14 protein-coding genes and 3 pseudogenes are annotated in these 24,970 nt (G+C 68.6%); 4 read left to right on the forward strand and 13 right to left on the reverse strand.

Annotated elements, in window-relative coordinates; translation table 11 throughout:
* Nucleotides 1-71 precede the first annotated feature (71 nt).
* The 9 genes from DS837_RS30745 to DS837_RS33175 all read right to left on the reverse strand — a co-directional run bounded on the left by DS837_RS30745 (nucleotide 72) and on the right by DS837_RS33175 (nucleotide 14,100).
* Nucleotides 72-326 carry a hypothetical protein gene (locus tag DS837_RS30745; RefSeq protein ID WP_149168225.1) on the reverse strand — a complete coding sequence of 85 codons (255 nt, stop codon included), beginning with the start codon at nucleotides 324-326 and terminating at the stop codon, nucleotides 72-74.
* Between the two features lie 38 nt (nucleotides 327-364).
* A complete protein-coding gene (locus tag DS837_RS30750; protein ID WP_149168226.1) occupies nucleotides 365-2,044 on the reverse strand; it encodes a glycosyltransferase family 4 protein in 1,680 nt (559 codons plus the stop codon).
* A 104-nt stretch (nucleotides 2,045-2,148) separates the two neighbouring features.
* A complete protein-coding gene (locus DS837_RS30755; protein WP_211102446.1) occupies nucleotides 2,149-3,912 on the reverse strand; it encodes a M10 family metallopeptidase in 1,764 nt (587 codons plus the stop codon).
* Nucleotides 3,913-4,357: 445 nt separating this feature from the next.
* Nucleotides 4,358-4,930, reverse strand: a complete 573-nt coding sequence (gene gmhA / locus DS837_RS30760) for a D-sedoheptulose 7-phosphate isomerase (RefSeq protein WP_149168227.1) — start codon at nucleotides 4,928-4,930, stop codon at nucleotides 4,358-4,360.
* A 154-nt stretch (nucleotides 4,931-5,084) separates the two neighbouring features.
* Complete coding sequence (locus tag DS837_RS30765; RefSeq protein ID WP_149168228.1) at nucleotides 5,085-6,656, reverse strand: class I SAM-dependent methyltransferase; 1,572 nt, start codon at nucleotides 6,654-6,656, stop codon at nucleotides 5,085-5,087.
* Nucleotides 6,653-7,930: a glycosyltransferase family 4 protein gene (locus DS837_RS30770; RefSeq protein ID WP_149168229.1), complete on the reverse strand. Its 1,278-nt coding sequence runs from the start codon at nucleotides 7,928-7,930 to the stop codon at nucleotides 6,653-6,655. Before DS837_RS30770 ends, DS837_RS30765 begins: the two co-directional genes overlap by 4 nt.
* Before the next feature lie 73 nt (nucleotides 7,931-8,003).
* Nucleotides 8,004-8,651 (reverse strand): class I SAM-dependent methyltransferase, encoded by a 648-nt coding sequence (locus DS837_RS30775; protein ID WP_247890219.1) that lies wholly within the window; start codon nucleotides 8,649-8,651, stop codon nucleotides 8,004-8,006.
* A gap of 20 nt (nucleotides 8,652-8,671) precedes the next feature.
* On the reverse strand, nucleotides 8,672-12,805 hold the full coding sequence (locus DS837_RS30780; protein ID WP_149168230.1) for a glycosyltransferase: 4,134 nt from the start codon (nucleotides 12,803-12,805) through the stop codon (nucleotides 8,672-8,674).
* A gap of 275 nt (nucleotides 12,806-13,080) precedes the next feature.
* On the reverse strand, nucleotides 13,081-14,100 hold the full coding sequence (locus tag DS837_RS33175) for a calcium-binding protein (protein ID WP_149168231.1): 1,020 nt from the start codon (nucleotides 14,098-14,100) through the stop codon (nucleotides 13,081-13,083).
* A 515-nt stretch (nucleotides 14,101-14,615) separates the two neighbouring features.
* Here DS837_RS33175 and galE point away from each other — a divergent pair.
* Nucleotides 14,616-15,614 (forward strand): UDP-glucose 4-epimerase GalE, encoded by a 999-nt coding sequence (galE, locus tag DS837_RS30790; RefSeq protein ID WP_149168232.1) that lies wholly within the window; start codon nucleotides 14,616-14,618, stop codon nucleotides 15,612-15,614.
* 82 nt (nucleotides 15,615-15,696) lie between these two features.
* Here the strand turns inward: galE and DS837_RS30795 are convergent, their stop codons facing one another.
* Nucleotides 15,697-17,781, reverse strand: a complete 2,085-nt coding sequence (locus DS837_RS30795; RefSeq protein WP_149168233.1) for a recombinase family protein — start codon at nucleotides 17,779-17,781, stop codon at nucleotides 15,697-15,699.
* A gap of 235 nt (nucleotides 17,782-18,016) precedes the next feature.
* On the opposite strand from DS837_RS30795, the pseudogene DS837_RS30800 reads away from it, so the two are divergent.
* Both DS837_RS30800 and DS837_RS30805 read left to right on the forward strand, forming a co-directional pair.
* Nucleotides 18,017-19,099: pseudogene (locus DS837_RS30800) on the forward strand (transposase); the annotation flags it as partial.
* A 449-nt stretch (nucleotides 19,100-19,548) separates the two neighbouring features.
* On the forward strand, nucleotides 19,549-20,685 hold the full coding sequence (locus DS837_RS30805) for a coiled-coil domain-containing protein (RefSeq protein WP_149168234.1): 1,137 nt from the start codon (nucleotides 19,549-19,551) through the stop codon (nucleotides 20,683-20,685).
* A 187-nt stretch (nucleotides 20,686-20,872) separates the two neighbouring features.
* Here the strand turns inward: DS837_RS30805 and DS837_RS30810 are convergent, their stop codons facing one another.
* The 3 genes and pseudogenes from DS837_RS30810 to DS837_RS30820 form a co-directional block, all read right to left on the reverse strand.
* On the reverse strand, nucleotides 20,873-21,964 hold the full coding sequence (locus tag DS837_RS30810; RefSeq protein ID WP_149168235.1) for an IS1595 family transposase: 1,092 nt from the start codon (nucleotides 21,962-21,964) through the stop codon (nucleotides 20,873-20,875).
* Between the two features lie 244 nt (nucleotides 21,965-22,208).
* The gene (locus DS837_RS30815; protein ID WP_149168238.1) at nucleotides 22,209-23,855 is read right to left on the reverse strand and encodes an IS1182 family transposase; all 1,647 of its coding nucleotides are present in this window, start codon (nucleotides 23,853-23,855) and stop codon (nucleotides 22,209-22,211) included.
* A 273-nt stretch (nucleotides 23,856-24,128) separates the two neighbouring features.
* Nucleotides 24,129-24,524 (reverse strand): annotated as a pseudogene (locus DS837_RS30820) (recombinase family protein); the annotation flags it as partial.
* A gap of 131 nt (nucleotides 24,525-24,655) precedes the next feature.
* Here DS837_RS30820 and DS837_RS30825 point away from each other — a divergent pair.
* A pseudogene (locus tag DS837_RS30825) lies at nucleotides 24,656-24,889 on the forward strand (DUF4158 domain-containing protein); the annotation flags it as partial.
* Nucleotides 24,890-24,970: the final 81 nt, after the last annotated feature.

Consider the following 24,970-nt stretch of genomic DNA (forward strand, 5'->3'; position numbering starts at 1 on the left):
GCCCTGGAACTGGAAGGCCGAACGCGCCGCCACGGCCGCCTGATCCTTTCCGACATCACACGCCCCGGCCGTCATCCTCGCGCGACACCCAGCGCGCCGCTACGTGGGGCGCCGACGACGGATACGGTGAAGCCATGACGCCCATCCCCCTTGCCGGCGGCCTCCAGGTCGGGGCGGTGCTGGTCGGCCAGGGTCTCGACCCGCAAGGGGGGATCGCCGAACAGGACCTCCACGCGCAGACGCCGGTCCGGCTCCGCCGGCAGCCAAGCCCAGCCGGCCACCTGGGAACCGACGAGGTCGAGACAGCCTTCGGGTTCGATGGACATGGCGATCCCCTCCGCACCCGGCCGGGTGCCGCCGGCCTTCAGGGCGCGCGGGCGGCGAGGGGCTCGACCGTGCGCAGAAGGCCGAACTTCATCAGGTGGACAAGGCTGCGCAGCAGCAGAAGCTGGCGCTCCGGCGGCACCAGGGCCGCAAGTTCGTCCACCGTCCGGCCCGGCGGGTCCAGGGCGTCCAGTGCCAGGACGAGGTCGGCCGCCGGGGACAGGATGCCGCGCGCCGGGGAGTTCAGCGGGTCGGCGTGCAGCACCGCCAGGGCGTCGCTGACGGCCACCCGCGAGGCGCCGTCGGCGCGCACCAGCCGCAGCCCCGGCTCCAGCACGCGCGTCGGGTAGGTCTGGAACATGCGCAGCGGATCGGGGCGCAGCGGGTTGCCGTCCTCCTCGGGGAGACGCGCGGCGCGTTCCGGCGCGTGGCGGCGGATGTCGGCCAACTGGCGCCAGACGTCCAGATACTGCGGGATGATCGCCCGCCAGTCGAACAGGGCGACGGCGCGGGCGCGCCCGGCCTCACCCATCCGGCGGCGCAGGTTCCCGTCCGCGGCCAGCCGCGCGAAGGCCTGTGCCGCCGCCTGCACGTCCACGGCGCTGACCTGCGAGGTGCGGCCGATGTAATGGTCGTAATTGTCCAGCCCGGCGGCGTACCGGTCGGCCAGGTCGGCGCCGGCGCCCGGCGGCGGCAGGACGGTCGGCACGCGGAAGCCGTCCACGCCGTCGCGCACCGTCTCGCGGTAGCCGTTCCAATCGGTGACCACGCAGGGCAGCCCGGCGGCCATCGCTTCCACCGGGGTGATGCCGAAGGTTTCCTGGATGTTGTCCACCAGCGAGGTGAACAGGTCGGCGGCGGCCCAGACGCGGGTCCGCACCTCCGGCTTCCGGCCGTCGAGGAAGATCGCGTTGACGCTGGGGCAATAGCGCCGCGCCCCCGCGGCGAAGGCGGCACCGATGGCGTCGTTGCCGAACCAGCCGGCCTGAATCAGATGGATCCGTTTGCCCGTGAGGCGGGCGGCCTGCTCCAGCGCCAGATACATGGGCACCGGGTGCGCCTTGGCGTGGAAGCTCAGGCGGCCCATGAAAAGCACCGCCACCTCGTCGGCGCCGATGCCGAGCGCCGCACGCTCCGCCGCGCGCACCGACGGGTCGAAGCGGAAGGTGTCGGTGTCCACGCCGAGCGGGACCACCGGCAGGTTCGGCATCGGCACCTCAGCGGCGCCCAGCCGGTCGCGCAGATACGCCGCGTAGGGGCGCAGGATGGCCTCCACCGACGCGCGCGCCGCCTGGGAGGTGCAGATCACCGCGTCCCAGGGCTGCAGCGGCGCGGTCGCCAGGGCGCCGAGATTCTCCGGGTTTTCCGACGTGGTATGTGTGATGCCGCACAGGCTGTAGCCGCGCTGGTCGCGGGAGCGCCGGCGCCAAGCGTAATGGTCGATGCCCGGTCCCGGCACGAACAGGCAGCCGATGCCGGCGAGCCTCGACGGCTCCGACGTGGGGTAGAGCGCCACGCGCCGTCCCGGGGCATGGCGGGAGGCGAGATCGGTGAACAGGTGGGCCAGCTCCGGCCGGTCGATGTGGCAGGCGAAGCTGTCCAGCCCCGAGTGCCGGAAGAAGCCGATGAGAAAGGATTCCCCGGCGACGTGGCGGCCCTTCAGGTCGGCCCTTGCGGTCTCGTAGCCCTCGGGGTGGAAGTAGATGGCGGCGTTGGACACGGGCGACGGAGGTCCTGGATGGTGCAACGGGGCGAAGATGCCAGCCGGAGAGTAGCCGGACCATTCGCCCCGGGCAACGCGCCTGAACGCCGCGTCCGACGGCGTTACCCGTTCAGCCAGAGTGCGAGGTAGCCGTTGCCCTGCACGGTGCCGGGCATCGTCGCGACCGCCCCGACCGCCTTGCCGGTCAGCGTCAGGCTGGCGTCGATGCGCCCGTCGCCGTCGATGTCGATCTGGGCGGTGGCGCCCTTGTAGCCGTCGGCCCCGTTCATTTCCGCCCAGGACAGGGTCGACCGGCCGTCCTGCCAGCCCCAGACGGTCACCGTCTCGCCCATCTCCAGGTCCGTCACCGTGGACCAGACCGGCGCCCCCGTGCGCCCGTCGACGAAGAAGGTGTCCCGCCCCGCCCCGCCGGTCAGGAAGTTCGATCCCGTGCCGCCGTCCAGCACGTCGTCGCCGGCCCCTCCGTCGATGGCGTCGTCGCCGCCCAGGCCGTTGATGAAGTCGTTGCCGGCGCTGCCGGCGATGGCCTCGCCGGCAGCGCTGCCGATCCATTGCCATTGAAGGGAGGACAGCGGGCCGGAATAGGACGAAGCTTCCTGAAGGATGCTCTTGCCGGTCGCGCTTTCGGCCACCGCGTAGAAGGTGGTGGGCACCGTCCCGGCCTGGGCGTCGGGGTTGAGGGCCAGGGTCATGTCGCCGAAGGACAGCCGCTCGATGCTGCGCAGGGTGGTCGTTCCCTCGGCGCTGGTCACGGTCACCGCGCCGTCGCCGGTGTGCAGGATGCTGTAGGCTTCGGGCGGCTTCTCGAACAGGGCGGTGTCGATCCCCTCGCCGCCGTCCAGCGTGTCGTTGCCGCCGCCGCCGACCAGCGTGTCGTTGCCGGCCCCGCCGATCAGGAGGTTGTCTCGCTCGTTGCCGATCAGGAGGTCGTTGCCCGATCCGCTGACCGCGTTCTCGATCCAGCAGTCGTAGGCGATGCCGAGCGTGCGCCTTTCCAGCAGGAAGCCCGACGACCAGGCCGGCCCCAGGTCGCTGTAATGGCCGGGGCGCAGGTCGATCCGCGCGTCGGTGGTCTGGTTGGCCCAACTGATGGTGTCGTTGCCGCCGGCGTCCCAGATGGTCTCGTAGATCGCCTGGCCCGGCGCCCAGGAATAGACGGTGTCGCCGGTGTTGGTCGCCATGTTGGCGCCGTACAGGTACTGGATCGCCCGGATGTCGTTGATCATCGGCGTGGTGGCGAAGCGGTCCTGCCAGTACCCCATCGTCGGCGAGGCCCCGACGAAGGACTTGTAGCTCATCACGCTGTAAAGCTGGCTGTCGATGGCGGTGGGCGCCGCGGGGAAGCCGGCCCCGCCGTCCTCGTGCGTGTGTTTCAGGCCGAGCGCGTGGCCGATCTCATGCATGGCGGTGAGGTAGGCGTAGGAACCGCTGCTCCAGGACAGGGTGGGATCGGCGAAGGTGGTGCCGAACCAGACGTCCCCCCCTTCGGGCAGATCGGCCGTGGTCATGATCGTGTAGGCGACCGCGGGCGATGCGCTGCCGCCGATGCGCAGGTCGCCACAGGAAGCGGCCGTGTCGGCGACTTCGGTGCAGGTGATGTTCGCCACCGCGCTCCAAGTGCCGATCGCCTGCCGGATCGCCGCCTGGGCCGTGCCGGACAACGTCCAGACGCTGGTCGGGTCCGGCGTCGCATAGCCGTCGCGGTAGGCGGAGAGTCCGGCCACGCCGAAGGAGTAGGTCAGGGAAGCACCGGTGCCGGGGGTTCCGTTCGCCCCCCATTTGTAACCCCACAGCAAGGAATCAGTGGCGACGCTGCCGCTCGCGGTAATCCCGGATACGGGATACGCGTAATCAATTGCGCTCATCACTCAATATCCTGAAATGAAGATGGACCGCGCGGAGCGGATCGGTCTTCATTTCAGAATGAATTTGAGACAGACAATTATTCGAATGAACGGCTACCCAGAAGCATTCACCGCCATATGGAGAGCATTAAAGCAGTATTATTTTGCTTCTTTTGTGAAATGTCGCGGTGCATGGATGTAGCTCCGCCGGATCGCGGAAACCATCGGTGTGCGCCGGGTTGTCCGTGGAGGCAACCGGCCGCGCAGGCGCGCGCAAAGGGAACAGCGGATCGGATGAGTGTCGCATGAAGGCGGCGCCCCGGTCGCGCCCGGGCATCTCCGCATCACTCATCCGATTGGCAGCGCGCCCGGATACTCTTACTCGAATGTTCGGCAATCGCCCGGCTGCAACGGCCGGGCGGCCGGGCGGGGGGAGCGATGGGCCGGGGCGGCTTTGCGCGCCGCGTCAGACGAAGGCGTTCTCGACCAGCTCGCAGAGCATGTGGCCGGCGGCAATGTGCATTTCCTGGATGCGCGGGGTGTCGGAGGAGGGAACGCACAGGCAGACGTCGCACAGCTCCTTCATCCGGCCACCTCCGGCGCCGGTCAAGCCGACGGTGCGCAGGCCGAGGGTGCGCGCCGCCTCCAGGGCGGCGACCACGTTGCGGCTGTTGCCGCTGGTCGAGATGCCGACGAGAACGTCGCCCGGCCGGCCGAGCCCGCGCACCTGCCGTGCGAAGATCTCGTCGTAGGAGTAGTCGTTGGCGATGGCCGTCAGGGCGGACGTGTCGACCGTCAGCGCCACCGCCGCCAGCGGCGGCCGGTCGCGCAGGTAGCGCCCGGTGAGTTCCGCGGCCAGATGCTGGGAGTCGGCCGCCGAACCGCCATTGCCGCAGAACAGCACCTTGCCGCCCGCCCGCAGGCCGTCGATCATCACAGCGGCCGCGGCCGCGATGGAGTCCGCCTGCTCGGCGAAGGCGGCGAAGTTGCGGGACGTCTCGAGAAAAGCATCGCGGACGCGGTCTGTGGGGTTGGTCATGAGGGCTTCCTGGAAACGTCGAGAGGGGCGGGTCCTTCGTCCCGCACCATACGATGGGGGCGCCCAGCGGCGCCATCCCGCTCTTTTCCGCCATCCTTGGCGGTTGGTCTTCACGGGTGGCCGCGTGACGGTCCGCCGGCGGATCGGAAGGATATCAAAGGAGTCCGGCGCGCCGCCACGCCGGCAATTTCCGGTTCAGCAGGTCGGGCAGCACCACGGCGAGCCGATCCCGCATGGCTTCGCGACCGGTGATCGGACTGCCGTCCTCGGCCAGCACGGACCGCCCGAATCTCTCCAGCGTTCCGGCCACGAAGTCGCCGAGCGCGTGGAGGTCCGACGGGTGGCCGTCCCGTTGGCCGGTCAGCAGGCTGGCCAGGACGAGGCGTTCCAGCGAGTCCGCCGCGACGCCCTGCCCGACGACCGGTGCGGCCAGATGGAACAGCGACTCATCCAGCCCCATGCGCCGGGCCACGGCCCGGTTCAGCCGGCCGGCCGCCGCCCGGCCTTCCTCCGGCGCGTCCACCAGGGGATGCGCTTGGTTGGAGGACACCAGCAGCGCCAGGAAGCGCGACAGCGTTCCGAAATCGTGCCGGGCCATCTCCGGCATCGCGGCGATCTCGCCCAGGCTCGGCGTACCGGCGGCGAGCGCGTCGAGAATCGGCAGGCCGAGCGACGGATCGTGGCGCAACTCGCCCAGCGGCACCGGGATCGCCAGGCTGGCGTCCTCGCGCGGGACCAGAAGCGTGAAGCGCAGTTGCCGCAGGGCCGCCTCGGTCTCCGCCGGCGGCATCGATTCCGGGCCGCGCACGAAGACGTCGCGACGGAACACCTGGTTCACCGCGAAGTCGCGCACCGTCTGGGCCATGGTCGGATCGGCGATCTCCGCCAGGATGGCGCGCAGTTCCGCGCGCACCGCGAGGTCGTCGAAATTCTGCGGGATGGTTGCCGAACCGGCGTAGCCGAGCTTGGCACGGGCCAGATCCTGGGCCACCTGGGCGTGGCCCAGCGGCTCCCAATGGCTGTTCAGATACTCGTGGCTGAGATAGCGGCGGTCCTGCCCCGCCATCATGCCGAGATGCTGCCCGGCCGCGCTGTTCACCGCGAAATAGCCGGCCCCGGCCTCGCTCAGCCGGTTGAGGAAACCCAACGCCGCGTCGAACTGGCGGTCGCTGCGCCCCGGATTGGCCGCCGCGTGCGCCAGGATCAGCTTTTGCAGGGGCATCAGCGGCGCCCAACCCGGCTGGCTGTTGTAGCTGAGATAGACCAGGCCGCCCGGCTTCAGCATCCGCTCCAGGATGTCCACCACCGCCTGGCGGTTCTCCGGGCTGATCCAGCTGTAGACGCCGTGCAGGGCGATGATGTCGAACCCCTCTCCGGCCCCGGCCTCCTCGGCGGGAAGGTCGCCGGCGGCCACCTGCTGGAAGCTGCGCTCGTGGAAGGCGACGTTGGCGAGTTCCGCCTCCTCGGCCAACCGGCGGGCGCCCGCGATGTGCAGCGGGTTGAAGTCGATGCCGGTGAAACGCCCTTGCGGGTGGGTCGCGGCCAGGATGTTCAGGGTCATTCCCTGGCCGCAGCCCAGCTCGCAATAGCGGAAGGGCCGGTCGGTGCGCGGCGGCCGGATGCCGTTCAGCAGGCACACGTAGGAGAGATAGCCGGGGGCCAGCTCCCGGTAGGCGCCGTGGGTGTAGGCAATGTCGGCGTTGTAGCCGTCGCTCCAGCCGCTCATGCCGATGTCCTTTCCGGGAGTCGTCCGTTGGCGGCTGTTCTCTGGGACGGGGTCCGGCCGGCGATCAGGTCGTCGGTCAGGGCGAGGAAGCGGGGCAGGGTGACGGTGTGCAGGTCGTACTGCTCCACCGCGGTCCGCCGCGCCCGGTCGCGCAGCGTCTGCATCCGGTCGGGGTGCTCGAACACCTCGTCGATGCGCTCGGCCAGCCCGGCGCCGTCGAAGAAGTCCACCAGCAGCCCGTTCTGCCGGTCGCGCAGCACCTCCTCAACCGGGATGGTGGAGGAGCCGATGACCAGGCAACCGGCGGCCATGGCCTCCAGGAAGGACCAGGACAGCACGAAGGGGTAGGTGAGGTAGACGTGGGCCGAGGAGATCCGCAGGATGGTCAGGAAGCTGGGGTAGGGCACCTTGCCGAGGAAATGCACTCGCTCCCGGTCGATTCCGGCCCCGACCTCGTCGAGCAGGATGTCGCGGTAGCTCCGGCCGCCGGGGGCGGCATGGCCGTAGCTGACCTCGTCGCCGCCGACGATCAGCACATGGGCCTTGGGCCGCCGCCGGAGGATGTCCGGCAGGGCGCGCATGAAGACGTGGAAGCCGCGGTAGGGCTCCAGGTTGCGGGCAACGTAGGTGACCACTTCGTCCTTGCGCGTCAGCGTCAGGCCCGAGGGCAGACGCAGCCAGGCGTCCGGTTCCGGCCGCACGATGCTGGTGTCGACGCCCTCGTGGATAACGCTGATGCGGGAGCGCATGTAGTCGGGGTAGAGCGACCACTGCCAGCCGGTCGGGGTGTGGCCCCAGTCGGCGGCCTCGAAGCCCAGTGTGTTGATCGCGTTCTTGGTGCGCACCCGCGGGCCGTCGTTCAGGCTGACCGGCAGGGACGGGTCGAAGCCGATGTCGGCCCCGGCCAGATGGTAGAAGAACTCGAAATAGGCGAGCAGCGGCACGTCCGGCCAGACGTCCTTCATGTACAGCGTCTCGCCCCAGCCGTTGTGACCGATCATGATGTCGGGGCGGAAGCCCTCGGCCTGCAGGCGCCGGCAGACCTCGTAGACGCCCTGCCCGTAGATGACCGCCTGTTCCAGCTCTTGGAGATAATGGTGGGTCGACGGCCGCGCTGCGCGGAAGGGCTGGTAGGTCGCGCGCTCCACCCCGGGAATCTGCATGGGGCTCTCATGCGAGATGAAGACCACGCGGTTGCCGGGCTGCGCCGCCAGATGCTGGACGATGTGCTGGTACTGGCCCGGGAAGTTCTGGTGGACGAAGAGATAATTCATTGCGCGTCGCCGATTCCGCAGAAGGCCCGTGGCGGGCCGAGTCACGTTGCACGTCCTGTTGTCCCGCGGCTCGTCAGGCCATCGGGAAGTCCCACGCGGCGCTGTCCAGCGCGTTCGCCGGTGCCGGCGGCCGGTACGCCCGCGCCCGCAGTTCGTAGGCCTCTTCCAGGCGCCAGATGATGACGGGCCCGAAGCCGGTGCCCCGCAACGCCGTCTCCAGCATGCGCGGCGTGAAGCCGGTCCGGTGGGCCATGAAGCGGTCGCCGGCGGCGAGCGCCGGCCCGAAGCCGTAGACGACGTCGAGGGGAAAGATCGGCCCGGCCCCGGACTCGTAGAGCGGTTCGTCGATGCGGTCCTCGGCGATCCGCCGGGCGATGGCCTGAAGGTCGGGGACGGACAGCAGCAGGCAACCGCCCGGCCGCAGCACGCGCAGGAACTCCCGCAGGGCCAGGGGCACCTCGTGGGGATCAAGGTGCTCCAGGTTGTGCGACGACCAGACGGCGTCGATCGATCCGTCGGCGACCGCCGGCATGTCGGTCATCGACGCGATGATGTCGGGGTCGGCCTTCGGATTGATGTCGAGCCGCAACTCCCGCCATCCCTCCGCTGGGAAGAGGGTGCCGATGATGGAGATGGCCCGCGGACCGCAGCCCACATTGAGCACGGTCCTGGGCGCGACCATCACCGCCGGTGGAGTGTCGGGTACCTCCGGATGGAGCATCGGCCTGGAACCGCTCCCGATCAGAAGGGGCGCGGCTGGGCGAAGGCGCCCTGCTTCTCGACCAGACGCAGCAGGATGCCCTCCAGCGGGTCACCGATGGCGTCCGACCGGCAGGGGGTGCCGTTCTGTCCTGTCGGCGAGCGATAGCCACTGACGAAGGCGCCCTCGTAGACGCAGTCGAACCGCTCGGCCGCGGCGCCGCGCAGGCGGATCGAGAAGCCGATCAGCGGGGTGCCGAGACCGCGGCTGCCGCACATGCCGCCGCCGGTGATCCAGGGCGTTTCCCAGCCATTGGCGGTCAGGCCCTTGTACTCGATGTCCTCCGGCGACAGGCCTTCGACCGGGGTGATCGAGAAGGCCTCGATCCACAGCCGCTGCCCGACGGCGCCGGCCCAGTTGGAGTCCGCGAAGCGCAGGTCGCCCTGGCGCTGGACATGGGCCAGGATCTCCGTGCGCGGGAGGCGGGCGGCGGGGGCCGGCGTGGCAACCGGGGCTACGGCCGGCGCGGCAGCCGCGGGGGCTGCGACCGCGGGCTCGGCGGCGGCCGGAACGTTGTCGATGCGGGCGAACTGGAGCGACAGCAGCGCGTTCGTGCGGTCGATGTGCTTGTAGGAGCTGAGGATCACATTGGCGGGTCCGCCCGTGACCTTGATGATGATCGTGTCGCCCGGCTTGGTCAGCCAGTTGCCCGGAACGCTGCCGATCATCTCAACGGTGCCGCCGGCCAAGCCGTTGGGGGCTACGGCCAGCTGCACGCTCGGCAGCGGGAATTCGCCCGGCGCCGCGGCGCCGCCGCCGCCCGTGACGATCAGGGAGTAGAAGCCCGGCACCAAGGGCAGGGTCTGCGCCGTGGCCTTGATCTGGCTGGACTGAGTGGCTTCTGCGGACGCAACGCTACCGATCATCGACGACTCCCCGCGGGCGTGAAAGGTTGAAAACTGGTGAACGGGCGCTTCCGAATCCGTCACCGGGCCGGAGCGCCTGTAATCCGGCCGGAAGGAAATAGGCCTTTCGATTGCTACGCTATGCACTGTGTGAGCGTCAAGGATACCCAGGAGCATATCGTTGATTGTCGCAGGGGCGAGTTCCGGTGGCAGAAGATGGCCGCCACCGCCGTCCCGTATCCGCTCGCCGATCGCTCCCAGATTGAAGGCGACGACCTCCAGCCCGGCCCGCCAAGCGGTGGACAACGCGTAGCACCAGGTCTCCGGAGAGATGGAGGGCAGGAAGGCGAGGTGGGCCTGCTGCGCCCGCACCAGGGCGACCGCCTCCTCCTCGGTGAAGCGGCCGGTCACGATGATGCGCCCGGTCTCGAAGAGCGGCGGGTCCTCCTCGCTGAAACCGACGACCACGAACTCCAGCGGCAGGCCGCGGGCCGCGGCGTCCCGCGCGCAGGCGAGCAGAACCTCGTAGCCCTTCTGGATGCCGACGGCGCCGATGGTGCAGACGCGCCAGCGTCCCCCCGGCGGGCGGGTCGGGCGGACTTGGCGGGGAGGCTCCACCCTATCCCAGGGGTGCAGATCGATGGAGCGCGGGGCCGTGTAGCGGGCCAGGCGGGCGGCGACGTCCCGTGTCGGAGCCGTCACCCGGCGGGCCCCCGCGACCAGGGCGCGCGCGCGTTGGCGCAGAGCGGTCACCGTCAGGTCCGGGTCGGCGCGGTCGTCCGGGTCGGCGGTGCAGCGCTCGCAAGCCGCCAGATCCGGCTCGCCGCAATAGCGCCCGTTCCCGTCCACCAGATTCACCCGCGGGCAGATCAGCCCATAGTCGTGGATGGTAATGTCGTAGGGCACGCCGAGCCGGGCCGCGAGGTCGAGCACGGCGGGATCGTGGCCGAGCGTGTGGTGGATCTCCACCGCCACCGTTCCGGCCTGCTGCAGCACCGTTACCAGCTCCTCGAACTCGGCGCGCGTGCGGAACACCAGGTCGCGCAATCCGGGCCGGTCCGTCACCTCGATCCGGCAGCGCCGTTCGGGCGGATCGTCCGGCGGCCGGGTCGCTGCCCCGTCGCTCCCGTTGTTGTCCTCATCCTCGGGGGGCGGCGCGTCCGGGTCTTCTCCGGTCTCCGGTGCCAGGCGCAGGACGCGCCGGCCCTCCGCGCGCAGCGCCGCGACGCGTTCGGCCACGAAACGGGCGACGCCGCCGCGGCCGGACAGCGTGACCAGCAGGACGGCCGGAGGACGCGGCTCCGGCTCCTCGGCGGCCCAGCGGGCGAGGTCCAGGCGCCGCCGCGCCGCCAGCAGCGGGTCGGCGGCGATGAAGTCCTGCACCAGCGCGTCGTAACCGGGGTGCCGCTGTTCCAGCAGGCGGCCGTTGCGCGCGGCCAGGATGGTCTTCTGCCGGCCGAAGGAGCGGCCGCCGACATGGGCCACGAAGACGTCGGCAGCCCCCAGGTGGCGCCAGCCCAGGCCCCGGGCGCGCAGGCAGAAGTCGTTCTCCTCGCCGTAGCCGCGGCCGAACAGGCGCTCCTCGAAGGGGCCGGTCTCTTCCAGGCAGTCGCGGCGGATGTACATGCAGAAACCGACCGCCGTCGGCAGCTCGACCCGGAGGCCGGCGTTCACCGCGCGGGCCCAGCCGTCGAGCTGCGCCGTGCTGGCGGGGGAGGGGGGCGCCGGGCGGTTCGTCCCGGACGGGTAGCTGAGAATGGTGGCGTCATTGGACAGCGGTGTGACCGTGCCGACGTCGTGCGATCCGTGGGCGGCGGCGCGCAGGCGGGCCAGCCAGTCGCCGGCAACCAGCGTGTCGGCGTTCAGCAGGACGACGTCGCGGTCCGGGTGCAGGCGCACCCCCCGGTTGACCGTGGCTGGAAAACCGAGGTTGCGGTCGTTGCGCAGCAGGGTGATCCGCCCGTCCCCGGCAAGCGCCGCGAGGTCGCGGGCGAGATCCGGCTCCGGGCCGGCATCGTCGATGACGATGACCTCGTGGGGTGTCCCGTCCTGACTTGCCGCCGCGAAGACCGAGCGCAGGCAGGCCAGCGTCTCCTCCCGGCCGCGGTAGACCGGGATGATGACGTCGATCATGGGGGAGGCGGGCCTTCCTCCTGCCGGTCGGGCCGGGATGGGCCCGACCGGCGACGGCCGGAGCGGCGGACGACCGGGCCCAGGCCAGGGCAGCGGGCTGCCGGCGAGCGGAACCTCCCCCGGTCCGGCGACGATGCGCAGCGGGCCGGGCGCGAGGCCGCTGCGGTCCAGGTCGAGCGTGAAAGCGTAGTCGCCGTCCTCGATTCCGAAGGCCTGGGCGGCCTCCATCGGCCGGTCGGTGGCCAGCGTGACGGAGCGGCCGGCGGGGTCGCTGACCCGCACCGTCACCCGCTGCGGCGGCTCCCCTGGACACCAGGCCCAGCCGGACAGGCGCGTGGCACCGTCCGGCCCGTGTTCGAGCACGGCGCTGCCCTCGACGGCGGCGTGGCGGAGTGGCTGCAGCGGCGCGCCGAGAAGGGGCCGGCCGTCCAGCGTGACGGACAGGGTCTCGCCCTCGACCTCCGGCCCCAGGGGCAGGGTGAAGCGAACGAGGTTGGACGTCAGATCGGGCTGGCCATGGCGTTGTAGGAAGGAGGAGCCGTCAAGGAGCAGGAGCGGTCCCCGGCCGGACTCCACGCGCAGGACGCTGTCCGCCGGTGCCCACTCCGAATTTAGGGCGCCGACGATCCGCAGGCCGACGTCGGCCGCCGCCCAGCCCGCGGCGGCGCCGCAGAGCGCGGCGTGGTCGGCGAGGTCGGCGAGCAGCGGGGCGACGCTCATTGGGAAACGGTGCAGCAGCCGTCCGACGAGCGGGAGGAAGCGGTCCATGGCGCCCAGCCGGGCCAGGGCCTGGCCGAGCACGATCGACGCGGTCGGGGTGGGTGCCTGCTCGGCTACCGTTTCCAGCAGGGGTGGGACGTCGCCGGGGCGGTCCGCCGCGACCAGCAGGGCGGCGAAGAAAGCCTTGAGCGCGATGTCGTTGGGCGCGAAGCGCGCGCTGCGTTCGGCCCAGCGCAAGGCTTCGCCGAGCTCGCCGCGGGCGAGGGCGCAGCGGGCCAACCCGGTGGCGCCGTGGATGTGGCTGCGGTCGTCGCGCAGCAGGGCGCGGGCTTCCCGCTCGGCCTCGGCCCAGCGGCCGTCGGCGATGGCGCGTTCCAGAGGCCCTGGATCGGGTTTCGGCGTCTTCGGGGGGCTCATCCGTTTCGCCGCATGGAAAACTGGGCACCGGCAGAACGGGAAGTCATCATGACGTCAGGCCCTAGACCGTGAACGGAATGGCGACGGTGGCCGCATGCCCTGTCGGGCCCACTTTCATCCGGCGCCGGCGGTGCCTGGACGGCCCGGCGTGTCTCCTGGGAGGCTTCATGATGAAGGCCACCCAAGGAAAAGGCACGGCACAAAAACGGCATAAAAATGGACCTGCCGATCGCTCGGCAGGTCCATTGGGGGCTTGCAGGGGCCCTTTACTCTTATCAGACGGCGAAGTTGCTGGCGGTCAGGTTGGTGACGCCGGCAACCGTGATCTGCGTGCCATCCGACAGGGAGATGACCGAGCTGCCGCCCGTCACCGTGACCTTCGCCGCAACCTGCGCCGCGGACATGCCGTAGCCCTGGACCGCGATGAGGTCGGTGCCGGCCTTGAAGTCGCCGATGATGTGCTTGCCGCCGCCGAACACGGTGCTGAACACGAAGACGTCGTTGCCTTCGCCGCCGAACAGGGTGTCGTTGCCGACGCCGCCGATCAGGGTGTCGTTGCCGGCGAAGCCGCCCAGGACCGCGTTGCCGGTCTTGGAGGTGCTGCCGATCAGCAGATCGTTGCCGCCGCCGCCGGCGATCGTGGTGTTGCCCGAGCCACCGAACAGGGTGTTGTTGCCGGCCGCCGACGCGATGGTCGAGTTGCCCGAGCCGCCAATGACCAGGTTGGAGCCGCCGACCACGTTGATCACGGCGTTGCCAGCACCGGCGCCGATGGTGGCGTTGCCGCCGCCCGCGATGACGGTGTCGTTGCCGGCCGCGAAGACCTGGTTGTTGCCGCCGACGAGACCGATGAGGTTGTTGCCCTCACCGGCGGTCAGCACGTTGTTGCCAGCCGCGGCCACGACGGTGTCGGCGCCCGAGCCGCCGAGGATGGTGGCGGAGCCGCCGGTGACCGTCGAGGTGCCCAGCAGCTGGCCGCCGGCGCCGCCGATGATGGTCTGGTTGGTGCCCGTGCCAGCCTGGAGGATCGTGCCGGCCTTGTCGTTGGCGACGAGCAGCTGGTTGTTGCCGGCGCCGCCGATCAGGGTCACAGGGGCGGTGTTGTCGGAGGCGATGACGGCGCCGCCCGAAACGGTCGACAGCGCGTAGACGCCGCCAACGGTGGCGTTGACGATCGCGTTGCCGTCCAGCTTGGTAGAATCGACCAAGCTCGTGTTCTTCAGAATCGCACCCGCCAGCGTGGACGGAGCAGTGGCGTTGGTGATACCACCAGTGACCGTGGTGACCGTAGACATATAGGGACCCCCCGCAAAAGCGAATAAAACTTATGCCTAAGGGTCGGATACCATTGGTAATCCCTTTTTGCAAGTGCGGAATGGAATACGTGGTCGTGGGAACCACCATCGGGTTACCTATGTCACAGCCCGCTGCTCTTAAAGGCTAATGTTTCATTTTTAGAACATGACCGAAAGGTTGCAAAAAGCCCTGGTAGAAGCAGGGATTAAGGTGTCGGGCGTCGTGAAGTCCATGTCAGAATTGAAGTGTTGGATTCCGCGGGCAATGGACGGTGCTCTCCGCCACGGTCTTCGCATTTCGACACATTCCCGGAGGGGTGATTCGCCCCGCCCCAGAAGCCCGGACCGGCCGCCGGTCGGGGCACCCCCCTTGCGCCGTGCTCCGGCCGGTTCGGCATGATGCGGCCATTCCGGCCGGGTTGACAGGCCTTTTCCCCCCACCTAGCTCCGGAGCACGCCGCCGGGAGGACCGGCCGGCGCCGTCCGGACGACAGGGGATAAGGAAGTTGCCCAGCATGCTTGATCAACCGGCGGCCCCGCGCCGCGTTCTGGTGACCGGAGGGGCCGGCTACATCGGCAGCCACGTTCTCCATGCCCTGACCGACGCCGGGATGCCCGCGGTGACCATCGACAACCTGTCGACCGGCCGGCGGGCCGCCGTGCCGGAGTCCGTGCCCCTGGTGGAGGGGGATGTCGGGTCGGCCGACCTGCTGGACCAAGTGATCCGGTCGCATGACGTGGACGCGGTGATGCACTTCGCCGGGTCGATCGTGGTGCCCGAATCGGTTGAGAAGCCGCTCGCCTACTACCGCAACAACACGGTCAGCAGCCTTACCCTGCTCGACGCCTGCGCGCGATTCGGGATCGACAAGGTGGTCTTCTCCTCTACTGCGGCCGTCTACGGCGCCACCGACCGTGTGCCGATCGACGAGGACACGCCGACCGCCCCAATCAACCCCTATGGGACGTCCAAGCTGATGACGGAGCAGATGCTGCGCGACGCCGGGGTGGCGCACGGAGTGCGCAGCGTCATCCTGCGCTACTTCAACGTGGCGGGGGCCGACCCGGCGGGGCGCACCGGACAGGCGACCCCGACCGCGACGCATCTCATCAAGGTGGCCTGCCAAGCCCTGCTTGGCAGGCGGCCGGCGCTGTCGATCTTCGGCACCGACTATGACACGCCCGACGGCACCTGCATCCGCGACTACATCCACGTCAGCGATCTGGCCGATGCCCATGTGCTGGCGCTGCTCCATCTGCGGCGCGGCGGCGAGAGCCTGACGCTGAACTGCGGCTACGGGCGCGGCGCCTCGGTCCATGAGGTCGTGCGCACCCTGGAGGAGGTCAGTGGGGAAAAGGTGCCGGCCACGCTCGCCCCGCGGCGCCCCGGCGACCCGCCCCAGCTCGTCGCCAAGGCCGAGCGCATCCGCGAACGGCTCGGCTGGGTCCCCAAGCACGACCGGCTGGATGGGGTCGTGCGCGACGCGCTCGCCTGGGAGCGCTCCTTGAAATAACCACTTGGTCCGGCGCGTACACGGCCTCGCGCCGGACGTCGTGGCGTCATGATGCCTCTCCAGAGCAGGTTCCTTGGTGTCATCAGGTAACGTGCTTGACCTTGGTCGGCTTGCGGGGGCGGCGCTGCTGGTCGTGAGCCAGGGCGTCATCCAAGCGGACGAGCCAGAGGTTCTGGCTCACGGCTGGCGCCCGACGCGCAGGGACCAATCCTTTGTACAGCCACCGGTAGATCGTGCCTTCGGGAACGCCAAGGCGGACTGACAATTCCGCCACCGTGAACTCGTCCGGAGCCCATTCCACCACCAGCGTCGGCCGGTGCCGCCCGTCCGGCAGAAGGCCCCGGCGTTGCAGCCAGGAGCGCACCCCCTTTTCCGTGACCAGCCCGCCGTGGGGCATGAGCCAGCCCTCCGCCGCCAAGGTCCGGGCGATGGCCGGCGGGCGCAGTCCGGTGGCGAACAGGGCCGTGGTCCGGGAAAAAAGCTCGTCGTGCTTGGCCAGTTGGGTCATGCGACGCACCGCCCGCCGCAATCGGTGACGGGTTCGACGGCCTCCGGCCCAGTGGCACTCCACCTCCATGTTCTCCGTCTCCCCCTCCACCGTGGCCACCACCCGGTCCAGCATCAGGCGGACGATCTCCTTGCGCTCGGCCGGGGTTGTGGTCGCCGCCCGCCAGATCGCCGGCACATCCGCGACAAGCCGTTCAATGGCGGCCCGATCCGCCGCGGTCAGCCGGGCGGGTTGGCGGGCCAGGAAGCGGGCATGCTCGGCCGTGAGCTGCGTCTCGGCCTGCAACGCCGCCTCCCAGCGCCGTTCCAGCGTGCGGGCGACCAGCCGGTTTTCCGGCTCGACCTCGTCGTATTGGCGTTGCGCCCGTTCGGTCTCGTAGCGTGCCTGTTCGAGCCGCAACTCCCATTGCCGATGCTCCCGGACGCGTTCAAGCTCCACATCCTCGGCGAGTTGCAAGGCCACGTCGACGGCGCCGGGCTGCAGCGCCGCCAGGACCAGGTCGGCGATGAGGACGTCCAGGGTCTCGCCGGCGAACCCCTGGCAGTGCTCCTCGCCGCGGTTGATCATCCGCCGCGTGCACTCGTAGCGCAGGCTGTGGCCGTTGTTGCGGTAGGTCGTCACCATGCGTGAGCCGCAGCGGCCGCAGACCAGGATCCCGGTCAGCAGCGACGGCCCGCCGCGGGCGACGCCGATGTGCTTGCTGTGGTTGGCCTTCAATTGGCGCTGGTTCCTCTCGAACGTGTCCCAATCGATGTAGGCCGGCCAGCGGTCCTTGATCAGGATCTGCCACTCGCCGGGGCTGGTCGCCCGGCTTCGTTTCGAGGGGTCCGTCGGCGGTGGCCGCTGGCGGCCATAGGCGTAGGCGCCGGCATAGGCGGGGCTCGTCAGGAGCTTCAGCACGGCGTTCCGGGTGACGGGCGCCCACACGAGGTCGCCCTTGGCCGGCCCGCCCCGCACCCGGTCGGGGAGTTGGAGGCCGTGGGCGTGGAAGTAACGCACCACGCCGTGGATGCTGCGCCGCCGCTCGAAGATCTCGAAGACCAGGTGAAGGCTGTCGCGCGCCCGCTCGTCGGGATCCTGCACGACCTCCCCCGAGGGCCGGCGGATGAAACCGCGCGGCATCGGAAAGCCGAAGTCCCCGCGCTCGGCCTTGTTCCAGCGCCCCTCTTCGAAGCGGGCGCGCATAATGTGCAGTTCCGCCTCGCTCATCGTACCCTTCAGCCCGAGCAGAAGCCGGTCGTTGTAGAGGCCGGGATCGTAGACGCCGTCGTTGTCGCCGATCAGCGTCCCGGCCAGGGCGCAAATCTCCAGGAGATGGTACCAGTCCCGGCAGGAGCGGGCGAGCCGGGAGACTTCGAAGCCGAGGATCAGCCCGACGTGACCGAGCCCGACCTCCGCCACCATACGCTGGAAGCCGGGCCGCCCGGCCGCGGATGCGGCGGAGCAGCCGAGATCGTCATCGATGACGGCGACCCGCGGTCGAGCCCAGCCCAGCGTGCAGGCCCGCTCGACCAGGGCGTACTGGACCGCGGTGGATTCCTTGTTGTGCGCCACCTGCTGCAGCGTCGACTGCCGAACATAGACGACGGCCTGACGGTCAAGATGGCGGCCCTCGATCTTGCTCGGCAGCGACCCGCTGACCCGCCTCGAGCGACTCATGACCGGTCTCCGCCGGGGCGCGGCCCTGCGCCATCCGCCAAGCCAGCTGCCCCACCAGCACCGCCAGCCTCTGCCGGCGTGTCCGCGGCAGGTCGCCCCAGGACACCGTCTCGGTTACCGTCGCTGGTTCGGGCATGGTGCCTCGCCACCCACTGCGCCAACGCCCGCAAGGCCTCCGCGCCGACGCCGGGCGCTGAATCAAACCCGATCTCCTTTGCAGAGGTTCCGTGTCGGGGGAATGTGCGCCGGCTTGCAGCGAATGGCTGGTCTCGGGTCCGGCGTGACAGCCAAGGATCTCGCCTACGTCCGGCGCCGGTACCTGTCGGCCGATGCGTTGCGCCGGGCCATCGCCATCGTCACCAACGGCACGCTGCGGGCCCGCGACCCGGCGATCTGGGGCGAGGGAACCACCGCCTGCGCCGCCGATTCCAAGCACTTCGGGGCCTGGGACCAGAACCTGACGACGCAGTGGCACGTCCGCTACGGCGGGCGGGGCATCATGATCTACTGGCACGTCGAGCGGAAGTCCTTGTGCATCCACTCGCAGATCAAGTCCCCCTCGTCGTCCGAGGTCGCGTCGATGATCGAGGGCGTGGTCCATCACTGCACCGAAATGGAGGTCGACCGCCAATACGTCGACAGTCACGGCCAAAGCACGGTGGCGTTCGCGTTCTGCCGGTTGCTGGGCTTCCAGCTCATGCCGCGGCTGAAGGCGATCGGCCGGCAGAAGCTCTCACGCCCGGAAGCCGGCCAGCTCGATGCCTTCCCGAACCTGCAGCGGGTGCTCGGCAAGCCGATCGACTGGGAGGTGATCCGCCAGCACTACGACCAAATGATCAAGTATGTGACGGCGGTGCGGCTCGGCACCGCCGAAACGGAGGCGATCTTGCGCCGCTTCACCCGGAACAACCTCCAGCACCCGACGTACAAGGCCTTTTCAGAACTCGGCAAGGCCGTGAAAACGATCTTCCTATGCTGCTATTTGCATAGTGAAGACTTGCGCCGGGAAATCAACGAGGGCCTGAACGTCATCGAACAGTGGAACAGCGCCAACGACTTCATTTTCTTCGCGCGCCACGGGGAGTTCACCAGCAACCGCCGCGAGGATCACGAGATCAGCATGCTGGCCCTGCATCTGCTGCAGAATTGCATGGTCTACATCAACACCCTCATGCTCCAGCAGACCCTCGCCCAGCCGCATTGGGTGGGACGGCTCGGCGTTCGTGATCTGGGCGCGCTCACGCCTCTGATTTGGGAGCATGTGAACCCTTATGGACGCTTCGACCTCGACATGAACGCCCGCCTCTCCCTCGACTGACCCAAATGGCGGCTTGTGACAGAAGTGTTGGGTGCGGGCCTACTGGCGCAGCCGGAGGGAACCGAAAGGGAGGGGCGCTCTCATCCGCTTTCGCGGATTTTCGCGCTTAGGTGGAAAGGCAAGCGCTTGGTCCTGGTCAACACACCTGTGCATTAATATGCACGGGTTTTCCGGATAGATGGCCCCTCATGTCCTTGAAAATCAGAGACTTAGCCGAGATCCCGGGGTTGCCGATGCTTGAAACTTGTGCCTTATGAATCAATGAGTTAGGTACTTGTTTCGCAACGTTTCGCCTACTTGTTGTGGATGTTGCGCAAGTGTTATAGCCTTTTGCGAAAATGGCACTTGGAGGGGCTATGCCAACGATAACGCAACGCCGACTGTTTGACGCCAGCGTACAGCCAAAGCGCCGAAATGCGCGCGACACGCGAATCACGACCACGGCTGTCTTGGCTGAATGGCTGAACTACATTGCGGCAAAGCGCCAGGAGGGCGCGGACTGGGATGCGATCGCCGACGGCCTCGCCAAGGCAGGCGTCCGGAGCGCCGCGACGGGCAGCGTGCTGTCGGGAGCCACGGTCAGCGCCTACTACTCGCGCCTTCGGCGGCGCAGTAAGGGCGACGATTCCATGCCGGCGCTACGGGCCCGGCTGGCAGCACTCGAAGCCACGCTGACCCAGCAGCAGGCCGAAGCTGTCCAGGCGCTCGCCGCACGCGACCGGGCCGTCTCAGCGCAGGGCGTGGCGGAAAGTGATGCGGCGTGGCTGAAGGTCCGCTGGACGGAGGCAGGCAAAAAGGCTGCGACGGCTGAGGCTGGCAGGGCTGAAGCCTTGGAGGCGCAGAAGGCCCTGGAGAGCCAGTTGGCTGCCACCCGCGCGGAAGCCGCTCAAATGGTCCAGGAACGCGACTTGGCGCGGGCCGAGGGGGATAAGGCCAAGACGGAGGTGAAAGCTCTCACGGAGCAGCTCATAGCCCTGGAGAGTCGACTAGCTGCGGCAGAGAGCGAACGGGACAAGGCCCGCGGCGCCGCCGCTCAGATCGCTCAGGAACGCGATGCGGCTGTCGCCGGCAGGGATCAAGCCTTGGAAGCGCAGAAGGCCCTGGAAAGCCGTCTGGCCACGGTGGAGGGCGAGTGGGACACGGCGCGCGCGGAAGCCGATCAGATCGCCCAGAAGCGGGCGGCGGCTGAGGCCGATAGGGATCAAGCCCTGGAGGCGCTGGATAAGCTCAGAGGGCGGCTGCGGGTTCTGTCGGAGAGCATCCCGCCTAGCCAGATCCCGCCATTTCCAGCCGCTCAGGCTTGGGCTGCTGCTATACGCCACCCTGATGTGTTCGCCGCCCTGTTCGCTCACCTTTCGACGAGGGCAGATCCATGCCCACAAATACTCAACATTATTCGAGATGCAGCTTATGACATTGGCCAAACTATACCTGACAACAAGCCGCTGATAGCTCAAGAATTACAAAGCCTTATAGTCACGCTTTCGAGGAGCGATATCGCTAGACACCACATCATCTATCCTCTTATAGCATCTGTCTTAGCACATCCACTTGTAGACGAGGTGCGGGCGCTCGCATCCCCCTAATTCTATCTCGGTGATCTCTGCGCCCGTAGAGCGCGGGAGGGTGTGTGGGGGGGGCAGGTAGCAGCGGACACTGTTGGCGACCTCCGGGCCCCCGTCACGGCACGGGGATTCGCCAATCCGGGGGACCGTAACACCCCGTGATAGCGCCACGTTCTTGCTTTGTCCGCTTAGATATACGCCGCCATTATCAACCAAAGACAGCTATGGCAGAGCAGATGCTGATCCCGCCATCCTTAGTCCGCCGGAGTTGGCGCCCGACAGCGTAGCGAAAGACGGCCGGAAGCTGGAGGGCTGGGGGAACACGGGACCAGAGGGTTTGGATCACCGTGCGCCCTTTGCGGGTCCGGCGCTGGGCCTGACCTGCCACCGTGCGCTGGGACCAGCGGAAGCCGATCTCGCCAAAATACAGGTCGGCGTGGTCGGGGCTGATGTGATGGAAGACGCCGGCGATCGTGCGCCGGACACGATCGTTAAAGCCCTCGGCCGAGTTGGCATGCACGCTGCCACGAACATACTCGCGCTGGGAGTGACGGACCGTATCGTGCGCACCGAATGCACTCCCGATGGCGACGAATGCCTTCCATTCGTCGCTCATCAAGTGCGCGTCGGGATCGACAGCGGCTTCCAGCACCCGCTCGGCCTCGTCGAGCGACAGGTCAGCAACCACGGCGGCACGGGCTTCGCCGGCCGGTGTTCCCGGTTCCCGACCGCTTGGCCGCTGGACGACCGCGAGTGCTGGTGTCTTCGTCGTACGGGGCTGGCCCTTGCGTCCTCGCCCCAGCTTGGGAGGGTTGGGGTCACGGCGCGGCTTGGCGCCGAAATGGAACTCGTCGATCTCCACCGTTCCGCCCAGCGGATGGTCGCGCAACACCAGGAGCCGCAGGACATGGCCCATCCGCCATGCCGTCGGCTGGCTGACGCCGAGTGCTTCGGCCAGACGGATGGACGAGATGCCCTTGTCCGATTGCAGGATGAACCACAGCCCCATGAGCCAAGTCCGCAACGACAGCTTCGTTCCATGCAACGGGGTTCGCGTCGTCACGGTGAACTGGAAGCGGCAATCCGGATTGCAGCACTGATAAAGGCCCGGCCGGGACCGTCGTCCCGTGTCGCGCCCCGCCAGAGTGATCGAGCGCCGTGAGCCGCAGGCCGGACAGAGCCGTCCGTTCGGCCACACCATCGCCTCAACCAGCCGACGGCACCGTGTCTCGTCGCGGAACGCTTCGGTCATCTCTGACACGGTCCGAATGGCCGCCAGATCCTCCAGCACCGATCCCATCGTCCCCTCCGCGCTTGATGGCTGAGAGTCGCACGTAAACTCTGGAAAAGCTATGTCTTACTGTGTTTGGTTGATAATGGCGGCGTATATTCTCGTCCGTTCTATGGCGTGACCCCATCCAGCGGTCTGCGCGAACCCGGGCGATGCGGTCTTCGGCGGGCAAGGTGGCGAGAGCCCGGTAGTTGGGGTGCAGGTGGGGGGTCATCGCAGAATCTGATACCGTTGGCGAAATCGGCGGGCCTGGTCAGGCCGGTCTGAGCGCGGCAAACCGGGAGATGCGGGTTCCGGCGAACGGCACGTTGCGGAACCATGCGTCGAGACGCACGACATTGATCGCTGCCGCGGTCGCGACATGTTGGAGATGTGTCTTCGCGAGCCCGACATAGCGGGCGCGCCGCAAGCCGGTCAGGCGGATGGCCTGCGACAGGCATCCCTCGATGCCCGCCCGCTTGCCGTAGAGCGCCTGCCATGCCTCCGTCTGCTCACGTTGGCGCTGATCCTGGATGATCTCATGCCGTCCGCCGGCGCGCAGAGTGACCTCGCGCGGCGCGGTCTTCGAGCGTGTGCATCGCGCCCGTTCGGCACAGGCCCGGCACGTCGGACCAGGAAAGCTGACGTGCACCACCTCAGTGCCCCAGGGATCGCGGGAAGGGTTCCAATCCGCGTTGCGATGGCCCTGTGGACAGGTCACGACACGTGCGTCCCAGTCCACGGCGAAGGCCGACACGTCATAGGCCCCATTCGTCCGGGCCTGCCAGCTCACGTTGGGCCGTAGCGGGCCGATCAGCTCGATCCCCGCATTCCGGCCAGCGAGCACCAGCCCGGCATCGATGTAGCCGCCATCGACCAGATGGACGGCGGGTGCGAGCCCCTTGATGCCCGCCGCGTCCTGGATCGCCGCCGTCATGGAAACGTCGGCCACGTTGGCGGGTGTCGTCGCGACGTGCACGATCACATGAGGCTGGTCCGTATCGCAGGTTTCAGTGAGATGCGCCTTGTAGCCGCTCCAGGTTAGGCTGCGCTTGTTACCGAAGCGAGCATCGGTGTCGTAGGGGCCGTCGAAGCGGCAGGTGACCGAGGGAAGTTCTGTGCGATCCCGCAATGCGATCTGTCCGTCGTTGCCGCGGTAGAAATGATGCACCCAGGCCCGTCGAAGGGTCTCCATGGCGGGCAGGCGGCTCAGGCCGGCCGGCGCATTGTCCGCCCACACCGCGTCGAGCAGCTGGTGGCCATCGGTCCCAATCACCACGGCGAAGTCCCGGCGGGCCGCCTCCCCGCGTGGCAGGCGGTACTGTTCGAAGCGCTTGGCGTAGCGCTCGTACCACTCCGGCGCGGCGATGCTCGTCACCCAATCCGGTGCTGCCGTGGCTGCGGCATTCAATGCAGCCCGTAGAGTTTCACCCAGGCTTTCCAGGCGGTTGAGCGTTCGGACCGAGGCCAGCACGTGCGTGCTGTCGGTGCGCTGGTGCCCGCGCGGTCGGAGCAGCCCGTGCGTCTGCAAGCGCCCGAGCATCGCGTCCAGCAGCAGACTCTCGGCGGCGCCGGCGACCAAGCGCGATCGGAATTCGCTAAGGACGGAGAAGTCGAACCCCGCGTCCTCCAGTTCCAGGCCGAGGGCATATTTCCAATCGATGCGGCCGCGCACGGCCTCGGCGGCTTGGCGGTCGGACAGGCCCTCGGCAAATTGCAGCACGGTGACCAGCGCCAGCCGCCACGGCGCCAGGCCGGGCTGACCGCGCGACGGGAACAGCTCAGCGAACGCGCTGTCCTCGAACAGGCCACCGAGATCGTCACGCACGCGGAGGGCGGTGTTGCCCTTCGGAAAGGCGGCTTTGGCGACTTGCACGGTGCGCTCCGGCACCGGCCCGATCGGCTCCGGCTTCAGGCACATGGTGATCCCTCCTTCCCAGGATGGACCCCGAACAGCAACACCAGCCGCGCCGTCACAGGCACTCGCCGATTTCGCCAACGGTATCAGAATCTGTTCAAAATCGTACGCTAAGCGGCGGGCCCGGGAGAGCAAGCGGCTGACCGTGGCGGGATGGACGCCGAAGAGCCGGGAAACCTCGGCGGCGGACTTCCTCCCCGATGTCACCATCTCAATGATCTCGCGGCATTGGGCGGTCGTGAGCTTCGGGCGTCGGCCGCCGCGCCGCCCCTGATTTTTGGCGGCTTCCAATCCCGCCCGGGTGCGCTCGCGGATCATGGCGCGCTCGAATTCGGCGAAGGCGCCCAGCATCTGCATTATCATGCGGCCAGCCGGGCCGGTGGTGTCGACGGCCTCGGTGAGCGAGCGGAATCCGGCTTGCGCCTGCTCGATCCGCTCCAGGATCAACAGCAGGTCCTTCAGCGACCTGGACAGCCGGTCGAGCTTCCAGACGACAACCACGTCGCCGGGACGCAGCTGGTCAAGCAGCCGATGCAACTCGGGCCGGTCCCAGCGGCCGCCCGATCCCGCCTCCTGGAAGACACGCATGCACCCAGCCGCCCGCAGGGCGTCCACCTGGGCCGAGGCGTCCTGCCCTTCCGCTTTCGACACGCGCGCGTAGCCCAGCAGCATCGCACCGTCCTTGCACAAACCCGTTGCCTTGGATACGAGTTTGGCAACAGGATTGTGCAACCAGCAAGCCTTTGTTCCACCGTTCCCCTCCAGACCGGTGCGCAGACGGCCGTTTGCGCAATGCCCATCCCATGCCCCGCCGCCAGCTTCTATCCCCTCAGACGCGAGCCGCTCTGTTCGATCCACCGTCGGAGCCGACCGCCATCACGCGCTTGTACACCCTCTCGCCGGACGATCTGGCGCACGTGCGTCGCCGGCGCCGTCCCTGGAACCGGCTCGGTTTCGCGATGCAGCTGGCCTACCTGCGCCATCCTGGACGGTATCCGGCATCGCCTCCCCACGTAGCCCAGGTTTCAGCCGGTCCGTAGTCTTCCGCGCGTACCGATCAGCTGCGGGAGGCGAGGATGGGATCGACGGGGACGGGCTCGGGCGAGTCGTTCTGGCGG

Origin of the sequence: Azospirillum brasilense (assembly GCF_008365405.1) — a bacterium.
In the GTDB taxonomy this organism is placed as follows: Bacteria; Pseudomonadota; Alphaproteobacteria; order Azospirillales; family Azospirillaceae; genus Azospirillum; species Azospirillum brasilense_D.

What these genes read in the sequence shown, in the direction of transcription:
- DS837_RS30765 (WP_149168228.1), bottom strand. Translation starts at nt 6,656, where the DNA reads ATGAGCGGCTGGAGCGACGGCTACAACGCCGACATTGCCTACACCCAC.
- gmhA (WP_149168227.1), bottom strand. Translation starts at nt 4,930, where the DNA reads ATGACCAACCCCACAGACCGCGTCCGCGATGCTTTTCTCGAGACGTCC.
- DS837_RS30775 (WP_247890219.1), bottom strand. Translation starts at nt 8,651, where the DNA reads ATGCTCCATCCGGAGGTACCCGACACTCCACCGGCGGTGATGGTCGCG.
- galE (WP_149168232.1), top strand. Translation starts at nt 14,616, where the DNA reads ATGCTTGATCAACCGGCGGCCCCGCGCCGCGTTCTGGTGACCGGAGGG.
- DS837_RS30795 (WP_149168233.1), bottom strand. Translation starts at nt 17,781, where the DNA reads ATGAGTCGCTCGAGGCGGGTCAGCGGGTCGCTGCCGAGCAAGATCGAG.
- DS837_RS30810 (WP_149168235.1), bottom strand. Translation starts at nt 21,964, where the DNA reads ATGGGATCGGTGCTGGAGGATCTGGCGGCCATTCGGACCGTGTCAGAG.
- DS837_RS30755 (WP_211102446.1), bottom strand. Translation starts at nt 3,912, where the DNA reads ATGAGCGCAATTGATTACGCGTATCCCGTATCCGGGATTACCGCGAGC.
- DS837_RS30780 (WP_149168230.1), bottom strand. Translation starts at nt 12,805, where the DNA reads ATGAGCCCCCCGAAGACGCCGAAACCCGATCCAGGGCCTCTGGAACGC.
- DS837_RS30770 (WP_149168229.1), bottom strand. Translation starts at nt 7,930, where the DNA reads ATGAATTATCTCTTCGTCCACCAGAACTTCCCGGGCCAGTACCAGCAC.
- DS837_RS30745 (WP_149168225.1), bottom strand. Translation starts at nt 326, where the DNA reads ATGTCCATCGAACCCGAAGGCTGTCTCGACCTCGTCGGTTCCCAGGTG.
- DS837_RS30815 (WP_149168238.1), bottom strand. Translation starts at nt 23,855, where the DNA reads ATGTGCCTGAAGCCGGAGCCGATCGGGCCGGTGCCGGAGCGCACCGTG.
- DS837_RS33175 (WP_149168231.1), bottom strand. Translation starts at nt 14,100, where the DNA reads ATGTCTACGGTCACCACGGTCACTGGTGGTATCACCAACGCCACTGCT.